Source organism: Thiomicrorhabdus hydrogeniphila (assembly GCF_054656895.1).
The window spans coordinates 1,396,794-1,412,584 of record NZ_BAAHXL010000001.1; the positions used below are offsets into that span (position 1 = coordinate 1,396,794).

Consider the following 15,791-nt stretch of genomic DNA (forward strand, 5'->3'; position numbering starts at 1 on the left):
GGAAGGCTCAAAGTAGGGTAAAGATTTATAAGATAAATAACCCGTTTAACGTCATAAAGACAATTCGTTAAACGGGTTTTTTATTGCCACAATTAAGGTACAAACATAATATTTACACTTGGATATTTTTTGTAATCTGTGGAGTGTTGGTTGGAGAGATGTTTTTGATTAAATGACAATAGAGACAGGTTTGTTAGATAACATTTAGTTTTTACCCTGTGCTCACATAATAAAGATGGCCACAGACATACCAGGCCTGGTAATTTAATAAATTAGATCCTATTTAACCTTATTATTATGAGTTTTTAGTTAATTCTTGGTTGTATTGGTTATTTTAAATAGATTGCATCTTTTCCAATGTCGCTAAGTCTATTATTATGACCAATTTACTAGAATAAAGTTTAATGGAGTGTTATATGAATTTAATTGAGGTTGCTAAAAAGCGTTACGCTACTAAAAAGTTTGATAGTGAAAAGCGCATTGACGATGAAATTTTTGAGCAAATAAAAGGATTACTACGATTCAGTCCTTCAAGCGTAAATTCCCAGCCATGGCATTTTATTATTGCAGATAATCTTGAAGCTAAAAAAAGGTTAGCAAAGGGAACTCAAGGCGTTTTTAGTGCCAATGAATCTAAAGTTTTAGACGCATCTCATGTTATTTTATTTTGCGCTAGAACCCAAATGGATGATGTGTTTTTACAGCACCTTGCTGATAATGAAGAGAATGACGGTCGCTTTGCTAACCCTGAAGGCAAAGAGATGGTTAAAAAAGTAAGAGCCTTTTATGCTGATATTCATAGAAATGAATTAAACGATACGGCAAGCTGGATGCAAAAGCAGGTGTATTTAAATATGGGTACCATTTTATTGGGAGCAGGTGTATTAGGGCTAGATGCTGTTCCAATAGAAGGAATTGACATTCAAGTGTTAAATGAAGAATTTGGCCTGGCTGAAAAAGGTTTTACCGCTTTAGCTATGATTGCGTTAGGTTACCGTCATCAAGATGATTTTAACGCGACATTGCCAAAATCTAGACTGCCAGAAAGTGAAATTTTTACTGTATTGGGTTAATTCAGTTTATATATTTTTTTATTTTAGGTACTAAACAAGTCTTTAAAATTTATCTAAGTATGAAAGGTGAATCATTTATTCAAAGCTGAATTAAACACTTTATAACGACTTTACAATTCTGTTTTAAGTAATTAAATTCTATATAAATAGTATGTCTAATTTAGTGTTGTTGATGCACTAAATTGGTGTTTTTATAACCACTAATATAATAGATTTAATATTCTTTTTAAGTAAGTAGTCGTTTAATAATGATTTACTTATAAAAGGTACAGTTTATGCTTTAACTTTATTTTTGGATTAAGCCATTAATATTATGATTGCATATATATGAATACAGAACTGTTAGATACTTTATGGATTTTGATTAGTGCTATTTTAGTTGCTTTTATGCAACCTGGTTTTACAGCATTAGAAGCAGGTCAAACGCGCGCTAAAAATTCAATATCCACCGCGATTAAAAATATCAGTGATTTTTTAATATCCTTTGTTATTTTCATTTCTTTTGGAGCCAGCTTAATGCTCGGCTCTACCAATAATGGTTGGTTTGGTTGGAACGACCTCTTTTTTTACAATAATAGTTTGTCGGATATTGTTTATATCCTATTTCAGGCCATGTTTGCTTCAACTGCGGTTACGATCATTTCTGGTGCTATTGCAGAACGAACGCGTTATGCCACTTATTTATTGATTGCCGTTTGGGTCTCCTTAATTGTTTACCCGATTCAAGCACATTGGATATGGAATGAGGGCGGTTGGTTAGCTCAAATGGGCTTTATTGATTTTGCAGGGTCAACGGTTGTGCATTCTGTGGGCGGTTGGGCGGCACTGGCGGCCATTATCATTATTGGTCCACGTTTAGGTCGTTTTGAACTAAAAAAAGGTTTTGAAAAATCAAACCAAGCATTTAGTGCATTGGGTGTGTTTCTTATTTGGTTGGGGTGGATAGGGTTTAATGGAGGCAGTATGCTGACATTAAATATGCAAACGGCTCAAGTAATTTTAAATACGTTAATTGCAGGAGCCGTAGGTGGCATAGCGGGCTTAATTTATAGTCGATATAATCGTGGTTATTACGATGTAAGCAGTATTATGAATGGCGTTTTAGCAGGCCTGGTATGTATTACAGCGAATGCCAATTTAACGAAACCAGAAGAAGCGATTTTAATTGGTATTTTGGGGTATGCCTCTTATGAATTGGGTTGTTACGTATTACTTAAGCTAAAACTTGATGATGCAATAGAAGCGATTCCCGTTCACCTTTTTGCCGGTATAAGTGGCACATTGGCAGTGGCATTCTTTTACCCGGCAGATCAAATCTTAGATCAGCTTGGTGTACAGTTTATAGGGGTAATTGCCGTTGGTATTTTTGCTTTTTCAGCGAGTTATCTCTTTTTAAAAATCGCTAATCGCTTTGTGCCTTTAAGAGCCAGTGAGGCTGATGAAGTGATTGGTATGAATATCAGTGAACATAAAGCCTCTAATTCTATGCATGACTTAGCCAAAGTCATGCATATGCAAGCTAATTCAAAAGATTTTTCGCAAAAGATTTCGGTTGAACCTTATGCTGACGCGGCATTAATTGCAGAGTTTTATAATAATGTTACCAGCGCGTTTAATCGATTAACCGATGAAAATGAAGGCTTAATTAAAGAAATAGAGTATAGAGCAAATTATGATCAACTTACGGGTGTGCCCAAGCGTCATCTTTTATTTACAGAAATTGAAAAAGCACTTGTTCATTTAGACATTGAACCTAAAATGCACGGTTTATTATTTATTGATTTAGATGGCTTTAAAAAAGCAAACGATGAATATGGTCATGATGCCGGTGATGAGATTTTAAAATTTGTCGCTAAACGTATAAAGTCCTTATTGCGATCTGATGATATGGTAGCCCGTTTTGGTGGAGATGAATTTGTTGTGTTAGTTTTAGACGTTAAAAATGAAACGAATGTTGGCAATTTAACTGAAAAACTGATGAATGCAATACGAGAACCCATTTTAACATCTGAAAAACAGTTGATGAATGTTGATAGTTCCGTCGGTGTTAAGATTTTTGATGAGAAAAATAGAATGGGAGTTAATGAGTTAATTAAAGAAGCCGATGCAGCCATGTACGTTGCCAAGAAAAGAGGTAAAGGTACTTGGGTTTTAGCTTAAATCAAGCACGAAATTTTAATGACTGAATTTTTATTCAATCTTAGAACACTTACTAAAACCCGTTAAACAAATTGTTTAGCGGGTTTTTTTAATGTTATTCTTACGAATTATCTTTGGACTCTATACTTTATACTCAAATTCTGAGGTTAATAAACCGTCGTGTTTATCAAGCAAAAGTGAACTTCTACATTAGGCGTATTGAATATAAATTATGAAACAAAATGCACTCAATAATCAACGGATTGCCTATTTTCTTTTAATACTGACAACCCTGTTTTGGGCAGGTAACTTTGTACTTGCTAGAGCCGTTCATGCCAGTGTTCCACCAATAGGACTCGCTTTTTGGCGCTGGTTTGCCGTGGCTATAATTATTGTACCTTGGGCTTGGAAAGAACTGCATGAACAGTGGCCAATTATGAAATCAAATCCGGCAATAATGATTGCATTAGGTCTTTTTAGTGTGGGGGCATTTAATACATTGGTATACATTGGTTTGCAAACAACCACTGCTGTAAATGGCTTATTATTACTCTCTTCAACGCCAATGTTTATTTTGCTGTTTTCGGCTTTAATGCTAGGACAATCGTTTAAAGTATTTCAAATTATTGGTTTAATTGTTTCAGCAGTGGGTGTGTTGTTGGTGTTAACCCATGGGCATATATCTAATTTAGTTGATTTAGAAAACAACCCAGGTGTTCTTTGGGTTTTAGCGGGAGTGATTAGTTGGGCAATCTATTCTGTATTGCTACATAAAAAACCCGCAGGTGTTCGTGGGAGCGGTTTTTTTGCGGCAACCGTCATTATCGGTCTGATTGGCTTGTTACCTTTTTATTTAATAGAAACCTTTGTGCAAAATAGACCTGTACATTTGAATGTTGATTTAGTTTTAATTGTGGCCTATGTGGCTGTTTTTGCTTCTGTTCTTGCGTATTTATTTTGGAATAAAGCGGTAGAAATCATTGGAGCTAGTCGCTCTAGTCCATTTATTCACTTAATTCCAGCTTTTGGTTTAATTTTGTCTGTTGTCTTTCTTGGTGAGCAGATGCAACTAACTGGTTATCTGGGATTAACGCTTATTTTTATAGGGCTTATTGTTGCATCTGGCAAGTTGAGTTTTACAAAATAGAACCTTATTTTGAGCCACGATAATTCAAGATAGAAACGGGTACGACTTTTTTAACAACAAAGCCCTCTATCTCTTTGCGCTGAATAATATGCCCGAGTAAGCTTTCAATGGCGCATAAGTTTTTAAAGTCATCTTTTGATACAAAAGAGATGGCTTCACCTTTTGCGCCAGCACGACCAGTACGACCAATTCGGTGTACATAGTCTTCGGCTGGATAAGGTAAATCATAATTGACCACTCGGCTTAACTCTTCAATATCAATTCCACGAGAAGCAATGCCCGTGGCGACTAAAAATGATAATTTACCTGACTTAAATTCAGCCAAAACGTTTTCACGAGAGGCTTGGCTTCTACCACTATGAAATGCCTCGGCAGTAATGCCACGTTTTGCAAGCTGTTCAACAAGCTTGGCAGCGGAGTGCTTTTTCTCTACAAAAATAAGAGCCTGGCTCCAATTTTGGTCTTTAATCAAATGGCTTAACAGCGCTGATTTTTTATCTTTATCTACCGTAATTAACCATTGATTAATAGTGGGTGCCGCTTTCTTTTTGGGCGTAATTAAAATTTGGGTTGCGTCATCGTACACCGTGTCGGCCAAATAGCGAACCTCGTCCGTGAGTGTGGCTGAAAACAGTAAGCTTTGACGATTACCAGGCAATCGGTCAATGACTTTATTAATGTCATCAATAAACCCCATATCCAACATTCTGTCTGCTTCATCTAGTACAAAAACCTCAAGATCATCAAAAAACAGTGCGCGTTGATAGGCTAAATCTAATAATCTACCTGGCGTGGCAACCAGAATATCAACCCCATTTTCTAAACGCTCTATTTGTGGGTTAAGGCTCGTGCCGCCGTAAACGGCTAATGAGGTAAGATCGAGATATTTAACGTATTGAATAACATTGGCTTCAACCTGTATTGCGAGTTCACGCGTTGGAGTGACTATTAAGGCTCTAATAGATTTACCGCGCAAGCTGTTATTGCTACTGTTTTGGCTAAGCTGTTCTAAAATAGGTAATACAAAACTCGCTGTTTTACCGCTACCTGTTTGTGCCGCCGCCACCAAATCTTTACCTTTTAAAATCACTGGAATGGCTTGTTTTTGAATTTGAGTAGGGGTTTTATAGCCAGCTTCAGATATGGCTTTTAAAAGAGGATTGCTTAATCCTAATGTTGAAAATGGCATAGTAAACCTTTGCTTAAGGGGGTAAGCGTTGTTAAGCGTGACTGGGAACAAAAAGACTGTGTTTTATATGTTGTGTATTATAAGGCAAGCTGAATACTATAAACGGCATATTAACGCATGAAGAGTGAACATAATAAGCAATGATAAATATTGTGTCGTTAACATTTTACCAGGCCTGGTAAAACGTATTTTGAATGAAAATAGGTTGATTCTTTTTTAAGAAAAAATGAGCAAAAAGAAATAAAAAAGCCAAAGCATAATTAAATGCTTTGGCTTTTATCTTATCTATTTAAAGCGTTTTAAGGTTTAAACAAGGCTAAACCTTATTTAACAACCTTAAAGTGACTTAGTGCAGAAGTAGAAATCAACACAATCATAGTCATCAGACGCCATACGCGCTTTTGCTTCTTCAGCCGTTGCCGCAGGAGGAACGATTACTTTTTCACCAGGCTGCCAAGCAGCAGGTGTAGCCACACCATTTTCATCAGAAGTTTGCATTGCTTTAACCAAACGAACAAACTCATCCATAGAACGACCGTTGCTCATTGGGTAATACATCATGGCACGAAGAACACCTTTATCATCAATAATGAAGGTTGCACGTACTGCAGAAGTATCAGCCGCACCAGGGTGAACCATACCGTAAGCAGAAGCAACTTTCATATCAAGGTCAGCAATAATAGGGAACTCAATTTCCATACCCCAGTTTTGCTTAATGTTTAATTCCCAAGCAATGTGAGAGTGGTGAGAGTCAATAGAAAGACCTAAAAGATCACAATTCATCGCATCAAACTGAGGCTTACGTTCTTGGAACGCCATAAATTCAGTCGTACAAACTGGTGTAAAGTCAGCAGGGTGAGAGAAAAGGATTAACCACTTACCTTTGTAATCTTCAAGTGTTTTACGACCGTGAGTAGTAACGGCATCAAATGCAGGTGCAGCTTCGTTTAAACGTGGTAAAGAAATAATTTGCTCTTGGTTTTCCATCTTGTAACTCCATTGTTTGATAGTAAATAGGTTTGATTAATTCTTATGTATTCATAAGTTCTCTTAATCTTGAAACCTATGTTATAGAAAAATGTTTAATTAATCTAATTGAATATAAAACTTTTTATGATAGTTTTTAACTATTAAAAATTATTTGGTCATTATAAGAAATGACAACAAATGGTTTGGCTGTAAAATATGAGTTGAGTTTGTTTTTAATAAAAAATGCCTTAATTTAGAGTCATTAAGGCAAACATAAAACGATAGAAGAAAATGAGTGTTTAGAATACGGTACTTAAGACTTTATAGCTTTACTAGATTAGTACAATTTGATGAAGTAAATATGACAAAGTGTGACGTAATAAATAGAGATTACCGGTTTTATGTTTGTTGATAAAAAATTAGTTTTTTTGCCAAACTAAAATACGATTATTTTGAGGCATTTCTATATCATCAATAAGCGTTAACCCCGCTTTATTGGCTAATGTATTGCACCATTCAAAATCTTTTATACCACTTTCTGGATTGTTAGATTTTAACCAGTCATTAAAACGGGCATTACTTGCACTGGTAAATGTATTGTTGTAATTGAAAGGGCCATACACGACGACCAAGCCCGTTTGATTTAAAACAGCCGGCAATTTAGTAAAAAAATCGCTTACATTTTGTGAGTTCATTATATGAAAACTGTTGGCTGTGTAAATGGCATCAAATTGAGTGTTTGGAACTTTGTCTTTTGAAATGTCTAATGTAATAGGGCGTACGATATTGGAAAGTTGGGCTTCAAATATCCAGCGATCAATGCCACTATGAGCGTTTAATAAATCAGAGGTATGCCAAGTTAGATGAGGCATGTTTTTGGCAAAATAAACGGCATGTTGCCCCGTGCCACTGGCAATTTCTAATACGCTTAGACGATTTTTAAATAACGGTTCAATTGACTGAAGAATCACCTCTTTATTTTCTTCACATGCTGGTGAAAAGGGTTTTGGATGAACGTTATTTAGTTGAATAGAATCAATCGTCATGCAGAATCTCTTGAGTTGTTTGTTGTTTATTTGTATTGGACTTAGTCTCAATATTTAAATGAACAAAGCCATTATTTAAGGGATGATAACAAACAATTGAGTTAAATAGGTTGTTGTTGGTCAGTAAGGGAGGTGTATTATTTTAATATCGCTCCTTATTGAACTCATGAATACAGTAAAATTAATAATAAAATTAATATGAGTAATTATAAATTGCAAAATTCAGAGTTTGAGCTTCAAGTATTGGGCAGTGGAGCAGGCGCTTCTTCGGTATATGACGGTTTAACCAGTAGTAGCTTTATGTTGTTACATAAAGGCACGCCTTTTTGTTTGGTTGATTTAGGTTTAGGGGTTGGACATCAGGTTGTAGAGTTGTATTCTGGGTTTCCTAAAAACGTCATTATTACGCATAATCATTCTGACCATGCGGGTGATTTGCCGGTGGTATTAAGGGTTGAATTAGCACAAGGCAATAAGATGAATGTCATTGCTGAAAAGCGAGTGGCAAAACGTTTAAAACAGCACCGAATTGCAGAGCATCTACAACAGATGACCGCAGATGAATTAGCCAATTGGATTGAACCTGATCTTAAACAAAAGGTAGACATTGACTATGGTTTCTCTATTGAGTTCTATCCCGGTGTGCATTCTGAACTGAGTTACGGCTTTGCACTGTTTGATGAACATAATCATATGCGTTTAAGCTACACGGCTGACAGTCAATTTTATCAACCGCTTTATGAAAATTTAGCCAAAGCCGATGTTTTTATTTTAGATGCGCGCCCCAAAACAAATGCGTGGCATGCTTGCTTTGATGAAATTAAAGATTGGTTAAAACCCAATGTTTATATTCTTGGGCATGGCCTATCGGATAAACAAATAAATGAAAATAGACAAAATAACAATGCCGATTTATCGTTGCCATTGTTAACAACGAATCAAAAATTGGCTTTTTAATATGAAAACACTTTTTTGTATAAAAAACTCATGTGTCATATTAAATGTGAATTACTCTAAAAGGTTTTTATGAATATTACGGAATTGGTCAAACAATTAATTTCTTGGGTGTATAAATTATCGCCTTATTTTTGGGTAGACAATTATCTTAAACAAAAAGAGTTTGACCATGAGGTTGAAAGTGAGCCTTGGCAAGCACTACGTCACAAACGTCTATTTTTATCTGAATTTTATATTGTTGGCTGGTTGGTCGTATCGTTTACTTTGTTAATAACGTCTATTTTTTATGAATTTGCTGATTGGGTGGTCATTCTTTTCTTATTAAGAATTTTAGGAATTGTGAATAAAGAACTGGGTGTTATTCTTTTTGGAATTTGTAAAATTACAGAAGGCACAATGGTTTCGGCTACGGGTAGGGTAATTGTCTTGGCGATGGTTAATTTTTTAACCGCCATGTTTTTGTTTGCTATGGTTTATCAAATTAAAGGCTCATTTGAAGATGTGCCTGTATATTTTTCGGGTGATTACCCTATTGCGGGCTTAATTCATGCCGTTAATTTACAGTTTACAATGAGCGGGGCCTTTACCCCTGCAGATTTATTTACGTGGTGTGTTTCAACAACTCACGGTGTTTTTTGTTTTGTATTTGGTACCATTGTTATCTCGTTATTTGTTTCGCTCTTAAATGTAAAACCATTGCGAGCGTAAAACAGTTTTAGTTGATTAAAGAGATGGAATTAATCAATTTGAATTTGTAAGACTAGATCAATAATTAAACAATAAAAAACCGCTTACTTATTAAAGAAGTAAGCGGTTTTTTAATACCTATTAAAACCTAGTTGAGATTTTTAAAGACTTTAAACTTAATAAGTTAAAGGCTTCATATCTGTTTTATTTCATATAAGGGTAATCGGTATAACCAACAGGCCCTTCAGAATAAAAGGTATCTGGATCCGGCTCATTTAAGGCGGCATCCACTAAAAATCGTTCTGGTAAATCGGGGTTAGCAAGAAAACTCACGCCAAAAGCGATTGCATTAACAGCGCTATTTTCTATAGCCGCATCTGCCTCTTTGGCTGTGTAACCCATATTGCTAATAATATTTCCTTGATAATGCTGCTCACATACCGAAAGAATATCCTCTTTTTGTACCCCAAAAAAGTCGCTGCGCATAACATGTAGATACGCTAAGTTATAGGTGTTTAATGTTTTACATAGCCATTCGGTTAAGGCAATAGGGTCATTATCTCTCATACTATTAAAGCTATTAACAGGCGATATTCTTAAACCAACTCGGTCAGAACCCCAAACATCAATAGTGGCTTGCAATGTTTCTAACAATAAGCGTGCACGGTTTTCAATTGAACCACCATAACTATCAGTACGTTGATTACTGCTAGTGCGTAAAAACTGATCGAGTAAATAGCCATTCGCACCATGCAGTTCAACACCATCAAACCCAGCGGCTTTGGCATTAATAGCGGCTTGTTTAAAGCCTTCAATAATAGTGGGTATTTCTTCTAGGGTTAAGGCTTTAGGCACGGTATATGGTAGTTTACCTTCTGGTGTATGTACCTCATCTTCCACCGCAATGGCACTGGGCGCAACTGGTGTTTTTCCATGATTTAAAGCTGGATGACAAGTACGTCCACCATGCCAAACTTGTAAGAAAATACGGCCACCTTTGGCATGAACAGCGTCGGTTACCTTTTTCCAGCCATCTATTTGCGCTTGAGAATAGATTCCAGGCTCTTTCCAAAAAGAACTGCATCCTTCCATTGCCATAGTGGCTTCGGCAATTAATAAACCGCCACTTGCGCGTTGTGCATAGTGTTGTGCCATTAATTCATTCGGAATATGGTTTTCACCAGCACGAGCACGCGTGAGTGGTGCCATAAAAATACGGTTAGGGCATTCAATTACGCCAAGTTTTATTGGTGTAAATAAACTGGGGTATGGGTTTTGCATAATGTACCTCTAGCAGAATTTTGATTTTTTAAGTGTTTTAAAAACGTTAGAAAATAGTAACACGCTAATATTGCGTTAATTATTCTAACTTCATGAAAACATTGTTGAGAGGCGGGCATAAATAATAAGATTGATTTGTTTATAAATTACCAGGCCTGGTATCTTTTGAAATGATTTATGCAGTATAAAGACAGTAACTCTATAGTCAAAAAGAGATAAAAAACAAGGGGAGTTTAATGAAAGGTTTACTATAATAATCGCACCAAATTAGCACTTTATAAAAGCCTTTTTAAGACTGTTTTTTGCGTTTATATTATTTTGTAGAGCGTGTTTTTATATTAACCGCATGAATTTACGTATAAATTTAATCATGGCTTCTAGGTCGCTATATAGTAATAAACAAGGAGAAGTTGATGCAAGAGTTTATAACCATATATCAAGAACATAAAAATAGTATTGAAAAGTTTTTACTAGGCACAATTCGTAACAATGCACAGTGCATGACAGATCAAGTCGATATTATTAAAGGATACTACGGTGTTTTTAATAGCCTAGAATTAATTTATGTAAGTGATGAACAGTTTAATCAAACCTCGGCAAATATATTTAAAAACAAATTGCTGACATCGGCTATTGGTAAAAATAGAAGTTATCTAGCTGCTCAAATGATAAATAAAGATGAAGGTTTTTCAATTAGCGAACCTTATATGAGTTCGGCAACCGGTGAAGCCTGCATTACCTTAATGGTTCTTAAAGATAAACATTACTTCTTTTTTGATTTTAATTTAAGTAGTTTACTGTCGCATTTTGGTTTGGTTGAACGGCATCCAACGTTTAACTTTATTACCAAAGCTTTTTATTTAGGCATTGGTGTGTCATTGATGTTTTTCTCTGTAATGTCTATTGGTTATGCGTTTTATGACTACTTATTACAGTTTTCAAACCCTTCGCAATACAGCTTAGAAAGTGTATTTAAGCCCATTATTGCCTTAACAATGGGCTTAGCAATTTTTGATTTAGCAAAAACATTACTCGAAAGAGAAGTGGTATACAAAAACTATTCTGATAAAAAAGATGAAGCACGACTACTTTCTAAGTTTTTAACGGCCATTATTATTGCACTATCTATTGAAGCCTTAATGGTGGTGTTTAAAACCGCGTTAAATGATCCAACTCAAATGCTATATGCCTTATATTTAATTATTGGTGTGGCTTTGATTATTCTTTCTTTGGCGGTTTATACCAAGGTAAATTACGATAAGCTAAACAAGCCAAAATAGTTTATCTAGCAAAAGATTTACTGATTGAATATGTTTTAAATTTTTTAGATAAAATAGCATTTTAAAACAGACCTCTATGCACATACAAAGCAATGCTTTATAGTGTTATGTAAATACATATTGGGATAAAAATAATGGGTAAAATATTAATAATTAGCTTGTTTTCAGGCGCGCTTCTATCGCTTTCAGCTTGTAGTTGGGTACAACCATTACCAGGGGCTTTTCATGTAGCCTATTTGCCAGCTAGTGAAGTAACTGACTGCAAAAAATTGGGGTCAACCCACGCCAGTGTATTAGATAAAGTGTGGTTTTATAATCGTGATAGCGAAGCAGTAAAACAAGATTTAATCGCGGTTGCTAGAAATACGGCCGTTGATATGCGTGGCGATACGATTGTGGCGACATCCGCATTGCAAAACGGCAGAATGGATTTTGATATTTATCGTTGTTTAAATCAATAGTAACGGTATTAAGACAAATCGTTTTCTCTTTAATGCCTGTATCAATATGCTTTTTAATGTAGGCAATCATTTGTTGTTTGATTTCATCCCCTTAGATTACGGGCGTGTATATTGAATATTTACGGTCAGTTTTTGGCAAACCTTCCTTAGGTAAGTCCGTGTATAAAGCTTTAATCAGAATCTAAAAATAAGTTGAATTATTGATTTATCAACGGATTATTGTATGAATTGGGCGGGGTAGCCTTTGCAACGTTATTAACACTTACTGCTGTGCCATTTTTTATTCGCTGTTATGTCGTATAGTTCTACGGCTTAAATTTTAAGTAAATGGCTAAAAGGAATCATTAAATAATATGTTGGAGTTTTTGTGGTAAAAGTAGAGTATTGAAGATGAAACGAATGCTGTTTTTTACGAGTTTGTTTCTATTTTTTATGTCGTTTTTTATGTCTTTAAATGCTAAAGCATCGTCTTACCTTACTTTGCATATTGATAATGACCTTCTTTATGGTACGGATCGGGGCTATACCGGTGGTTTTAAATTTAAATTTACTGAAAATGAACTGACGCTTAATCAGAAACTCATTGAACCATTTGACCCCATTATAAAATCTTTGGGTTTAAACTTAATCAGTGATCAGCTCGAGATGTCTATTGAAGCATTTACCTTAGGTAAAAATAGCCCGTCTGGCAAGATTGATTTGCTATTAAATGAAGCTTGGACACATGTTGATTTAAGACGTTTTTATAAAAGAAAATCTCAACAAGTTGCCATTGACATGAGTTTTGGTTGGCTTGGGCCAAATAGCCCAGGTAAGTCGGCGCAAAATAAACTTCACCAATTAATTGGTAATGATCTAGTTGAAGGTGCTCGTTATCATTTGCCTGACCAACTCACGTTTATGGTTGGGGCAGATATTATGACAGATTTGTTTTCAATTGAAGACTGGCAGTTTTATCAATCGAGCTGGCTTAAATTAGGCAGTCCACAAACGCAAGGTTTTTTAGGGATTGGTGTCATTCGTTCAGTTAATAGTGATCCAGTATTAAAAAATAACGAAGTGAACTATGTACGCCTTGATTCAAAAGAAATGGGTTATTTCTACTTTGGTAGTATTGGAATGAGCTATTTATGGTACAGCGCGTTAGTAGATGGACGACTAATGGCGTTAGATGACCCTTTATTGCCACGTTATCGTTGGATTCCAATGATTCAGTATGGTGCGGGAGTGAGTTTTAATAAAATTGCTATCACCTTAAGTGGCAATGCAATTGGCAAAATTTATAAAGATCAGCCTGAAAATGTTTTTCGTTTTGCTTCATTAACCATGACTTGTTACTTTTAAACTAGCGGGTTTAAAATGTTAAATACCAGTTTGAAAGAAATAAATTAATATTATTCAAATATTACTTGCTTAACATCATGTACTGCTTAACTACTGGTTAACATCATGTACTGTAAAACAGCATGGCCTGTAACATTATTGTCTGTTTAACCTTGTAAACGTTTAGGAAACAACAAAACCTGTACGTAATAAGTGGGTTTTTAAGAAAAAATACTGTAAATTTACTTTAAGGTTTAGTTTTATGGGTAAAAAAATAGGGCGATAATATGCATGGATAATTTGCAATTTATCGTTATTGAAATAAATATTCTAGACTCAAAATCAAGGATGAAATTATGGCTTTACTAAAAAAGAAAACATTATTAAGTTTAGGTTTGTTGTGCTGTTTACCTTTTTCAAGCCCGCAAGCTGAAGATGTATTAGAAGAAAAAAATATAGGTATGGATTTAGCTCGAGATTTAGCCACGGAAGCCATTAAAGCCTGTCGTGAAAAAGGTTATTCAGTTAGTGCCGTTGTGGTTGATAAAAACGGCATTCAGCGTGTTGCGTTACGAGACGATTTTGCCTCACGTTTTACCTTACAAATTGCAGAAGATAAAGCCAATGCCACCATTATGTCGGGTTTAAAATCAGGTGACTTTAGAGCAAAACGTGGTGACATTCGTCCAGAATTAAACCATGTAGATGGTATTTTAATGATGGTTGGTGGTGTGCCAATTATTAGCGGTGGTGCACGTATTGGAGCGATTGGGGTTAGTGGCGCACCAGGCGGCGAGCGAGATGAGGCTTGTGTGCTTGAAGCTTTAACAAAACTAGAAGATAGACTGGCATTTTAGAATCTAAACAATACAGTAAGAATTAAGCTATTTATAATTTGCTTAATTAACAATTAAAAAAGCACCTTAAATGTTAAATATTTTTAACGGATTAAGGTGCTTTTTTGTATCTAAATTGAATGTAGTCACTATTTTTTAGATTAAAGTTTATAAGGCGAATGGGCCGTACAGTCTTGGTAGTACTGTTCAATGATTTGTTCTTCTTCTTGTATAAATTGTTGAATCCCTTGTTCAAAAGGGTTAACGGTTAACCAGTGTGCTGACTGCATTTTTACGGGTGAAAAACCTCGGGCAATTTTATGTTCGCCACCGGCACCAGGCTCAAATATTTGCAAACCGTGTTGAATGGCGTAATCAATACCTTGATAAAAACAGGTTTCAAAATGCAGGTGCTTAACTTCTTTTGCTGCTCCCCAGTGTCTACCGTATAAATGGGTGTCTGATTGAAACATCAAAGCGCCCGCAATACACTCGTTTTTGTCGTCTGCGAGTACCAGCACGATATTATCTGGCATGGTTTGGCCAATCTCTTTGAAAAACGCTAGGTTTAGGGTAGGTGTACTCCACTTTTCTATAAAGGTTTTTTGATAGAAAAAATCAAAATCCTGCCAATCTTTTTCAGAGGCCTGGTGACCGTTAAGCACTCTAAAAGTGATGCCTGTTTTTTGTATGGCGGCTCTTTCTTGTTTAATATTTTTACGTTTTTTAGGTTTAAGCTGTTCTAAAAAGTCATCAAACTCTTGATAGTTTTGATTTTGCCAATGAAACTGACAATCGTGACGAATATATAAAGGTTCTTTGGGTTGATTAGGCTCTATATTGTCGTTAAATTCATTTAACCAGGCCTGGTGTTCTGGTTTTGAAAACAGTATATGGGTGCCACTCATATTCTGTTGCGTGCAAAAATCGGTAGCGGAGTGAAATAACAGAGTAAATAATTGTTTTTGCTTTGCTAACTTTAAAGAACCATCCATTAAAAATCGTTGCCCTAATACGGGTGTGTAAGGCGTTGCTGATACCAGTTTTGGGTAGTAGGGCAAGCCAATACTATTCCAGGCATTTTCCCAGGCCTGGTCAAAGACAAATTCGCCATAGTTATTATGTTTTTCATATAAAGGCATGGCGGCAACAAGTTGGTTATTGGTATCGTAAATAGCGATGTGATGCGGTATCCATCCATATTTTTCACTGACACACTGATGCTTTTCTAAAGCATTTAAGAATTCGTGCTGTAAAAAAGGGTGATTTTTTTCCACTAAACGATTCCACTCTTGAGCAGAAATTTGACTAATTTGTTGATGATATTCAATACGGTAATCATCATTTATGGATGTTTTGTTTTGAGTATTCATATTACCTATTTAATTTATATAACCAATGGT

Annotated in this window: 14 protein-coding genes; 9 read left to right on the plus strand and 5 right to left on the minus strand. The window is 35.5% G+C overall.

Features of this window, described 5'->3' with window-relative positions:
- Nucleotides 1–416: 416 nt before the first annotated feature.
- From nfsB to ACYQ0E_RS06305, 3 genes are all read left to right on the plus strand, one after another.
- Nucleotides 417–1,073 carry an oxygen-insensitive NAD(P)H nitroreductase gene (gene nfsB / locus ACYQ0E_RS06295; RefSeq protein WP_460187392.1) on the plus strand — a complete coding sequence of 219 codons (657 nt, stop codon included), beginning with the start codon at nucleotides 417–419 and terminating at the stop codon, nucleotides 1,071–1,073.
- A gap of 327 nt (nucleotides 1,074–1,400) precedes the next feature.
- Entirely contained in the window at nucleotides 1,401–3,233 is a 1,833-nt protein-coding gene (locus tag ACYQ0E_RS06300) for an ammonium transporter (protein WP_460187393.1), read from the plus strand.
- Between the two features lie 211 nt (nucleotides 3,234–3,444).
- Nucleotides 3,445–4,359 carry a DMT family transporter gene (locus ACYQ0E_RS06305; RefSeq protein ID WP_460187394.1) on the plus strand — a complete coding sequence of 305 codons (915 nt, stop codon included), beginning with the start codon at nucleotides 3,445–3,447 and terminating at the stop codon, nucleotides 4,357–4,359.
- A 4-nt stretch (nucleotides 4,360–4,363) separates the two neighbouring features.
- Here the strand turns inward: ACYQ0E_RS06305 and ACYQ0E_RS06310 are convergent, their stop codons facing one another.
- The 3 genes from ACYQ0E_RS06310 to ACYQ0E_RS06320 all read right to left on the minus strand — a co-directional run bounded on the left by ACYQ0E_RS06310 (nucleotide 4,364) and on the right by ACYQ0E_RS06320 (nucleotide 7,563).
- Nucleotides 4,364–5,548, minus strand: coding sequence for a DEAD/DEAH box helicase (locus ACYQ0E_RS06310; RefSeq protein WP_460187395.1), 1,185 nt, complete (start codon nucleotides 5,546–5,548; stop codon nucleotides 4,364–4,366).
- A gap of 336 nt (nucleotides 5,549–5,884) precedes the next feature.
- Nucleotides 5,885–6,535: a peroxiredoxin gene (locus ACYQ0E_RS06315; protein WP_460187396.1), complete on the minus strand. Its 651-nt coding sequence runs from the start codon at nucleotides 6,533–6,535 to the stop codon at nucleotides 5,885–5,887.
- A 401-nt stretch (nucleotides 6,536–6,936) separates the two neighbouring features.
- A complete protein-coding gene (locus ACYQ0E_RS06320; protein WP_460187397.1) occupies nucleotides 6,937–7,563 on the minus strand; it encodes a DUF938 domain-containing protein in 627 nt (208 codons plus the stop codon).
- A gap of 198 nt (nucleotides 7,564–7,761) precedes the next feature.
- On the opposite strand from ACYQ0E_RS06320, the gene ACYQ0E_RS06325 reads away from it, so the two are divergent.
- Together ACYQ0E_RS06325 and ACYQ0E_RS06330 are read left to right on the plus strand one after the other, a co-directional pair.
- Nucleotides 7,762–8,520, plus strand: coding sequence for an MBL fold metallo-hydrolase (locus tag ACYQ0E_RS06325; RefSeq protein ID WP_460187398.1), 759 nt, complete (start codon nucleotides 7,762–7,764; stop codon nucleotides 8,518–8,520).
- A 69-nt stretch (nucleotides 8,521–8,589) separates the two neighbouring features.
- Entirely contained in the window at nucleotides 8,590–9,228 is a 639-nt protein-coding gene (locus ACYQ0E_RS06330; RefSeq protein ID WP_460187399.1) for a hypothetical protein, read from the plus strand.
- Nucleotides 9,229–9,411: 183 nt separating this feature from the next.
- On the opposite strand, the gene ACYQ0E_RS06335 is transcribed toward ACYQ0E_RS06330, so the two are convergent.
- Nucleotides 9,412–10,488, minus strand: a complete 1,077-nt coding sequence (locus ACYQ0E_RS06335) for an alkene reductase (protein ID WP_460187400.1) — start codon at nucleotides 10,486–10,488, stop codon at nucleotides 9,412–9,414.
- A 413-nt stretch (nucleotides 10,489–10,901) separates the two neighbouring features.
- Here ACYQ0E_RS06335 and ACYQ0E_RS06340 point away from each other — a divergent pair, with 413 nt between their 5' ends.
- The 4 genes from ACYQ0E_RS06340 to ACYQ0E_RS06355 all read left to right on the plus strand — a co-directional run bounded on the left by ACYQ0E_RS06340 (nucleotide 10,902) and on the right by ACYQ0E_RS06355 (nucleotide 14,409).
- Nucleotides 10,902–11,768, plus strand: a complete 867-nt coding sequence (locus ACYQ0E_RS06340; RefSeq protein WP_460187401.1) for a hypothetical protein — start codon at nucleotides 10,902–10,904, stop codon at nucleotides 11,766–11,768.
- A gap of 134 nt (nucleotides 11,769–11,902) precedes the next feature.
- Nucleotides 11,903–12,229, plus strand: coding sequence for a DUF4156 domain-containing protein (locus tag ACYQ0E_RS06345; protein WP_460187402.1), 327 nt, complete (start codon nucleotides 11,903–11,905; stop codon nucleotides 12,227–12,229).
- A gap of 444 nt (nucleotides 12,230–12,673) precedes the next feature.
- Nucleotides 12,674–13,573 carry a lipid A-modifier LpxR family protein gene (locus ACYQ0E_RS06350; RefSeq protein ID WP_460187403.1) on the plus strand — a complete coding sequence of 300 codons (900 nt, stop codon included), beginning with the start codon at nucleotides 12,674–12,676 and terminating at the stop codon, nucleotides 13,571–13,573.
- A gap of 335 nt (nucleotides 13,574–13,908) precedes the next feature.
- Nucleotides 13,909–14,409 (plus strand): GlcG/HbpS family heme-binding protein, encoded by a 501-nt coding sequence (locus ACYQ0E_RS06355; RefSeq protein WP_460187404.1) that lies wholly within the window; start codon nucleotides 13,909–13,911, stop codon nucleotides 14,407–14,409.
- 140 nt (nucleotides 14,410–14,549) lie between these two features.
- Here ACYQ0E_RS06355 and ACYQ0E_RS06360 read toward each other — a convergent pair whose 3' ends face one another.
- Nucleotides 14,550–15,761, minus strand: a complete 1,212-nt coding sequence (locus ACYQ0E_RS06360) for a GNAT family N-acetyltransferase (RefSeq protein WP_460187405.1) — start codon at nucleotides 15,759–15,761, stop codon at nucleotides 14,550–14,552.
- Between the last annotated feature and the right edge of the window lie 30 nt (nucleotides 15,762–15,791).

Bases quoted from the DNA above. Each gene is read 5' to 3' on its own strand.
- nfsB (WP_460187392.1), top strand. From the start codon at position 417: ATGAATTTAATTGAGGTTGCTAAAAAGCGTTACGCTACTAAAAAGTTT.
- ACYQ0E_RS06300 (WP_460187393.1), top strand. From the start codon at position 1,401: ATGAATACAGAACTGTTAGATACTTTATGGATTTTGATTAGTGCTATT.
- ACYQ0E_RS06305 (WP_460187394.1), top strand. From the start codon at position 3,445: ATGAAACAAAATGCACTCAATAATCAACGGATTGCCTATTTTCTTTTA.
- ACYQ0E_RS06310 (WP_460187395.1), bottom strand. From the start codon at position 5,548: ATGCCATTTTCAACATTAGGATTAAGCAATCCTCTTTTAAAAGCCATA.
- ACYQ0E_RS06315 (WP_460187396.1), bottom strand. From the start codon at position 6,535: ATGGAAAACCAAGAGCAAATTATTTCTTTACCACGTTTAAACGAAGCT.
- ACYQ0E_RS06320 (WP_460187397.1), bottom strand. From the start codon at position 7,563: ATGACGATTGATTCTATTCAACTAAATAACGTTCATCCAAAACCCTTT.
- ACYQ0E_RS06325 (WP_460187398.1), top strand. From the start codon at position 7,762: ATGAGTAATTATAAATTGCAAAATTCAGAGTTTGAGCTTCAAGTATTG.
- ACYQ0E_RS06330 (WP_460187399.1), top strand. From the start codon at position 8,590: ATGAATATTACGGAATTGGTCAAACAATTAATTTCTTGGGTGTATAAA.
- ACYQ0E_RS06335 (WP_460187400.1), bottom strand. From the start codon at position 10,488: ATGCAAAACCCATACCCCAGTTTATTTACACCAATAAAACTTGGCGTA.
- ACYQ0E_RS06340 (WP_460187401.1), top strand. From the start codon at position 10,902: ATGCAAGAGTTTATAACCATATATCAAGAACATAAAAATAGTATTGAA.
- ACYQ0E_RS06345 (WP_460187402.1), top strand. From the start codon at position 11,903: ATGGGTAAAATATTAATAATTAGCTTGTTTTCAGGCGCGCTTCTATCG.
- ACYQ0E_RS06350 (WP_460187403.1), top strand. From the start codon at position 12,674: ATGTCTTTAAATGCTAAAGCATCGTCTTACCTTACTTTGCATATTGAT.
- ACYQ0E_RS06355 (WP_460187404.1), top strand. From the start codon at position 13,909: ATGGCTTTACTAAAAAAGAAAACATTATTAAGTTTAGGTTTGTTGTGC.
- ACYQ0E_RS06360 (WP_460187405.1), bottom strand. From the start codon at position 15,761: ATGAATACTCAAAACAAAACATCCATAAATGATGATTACCGTATTGAA.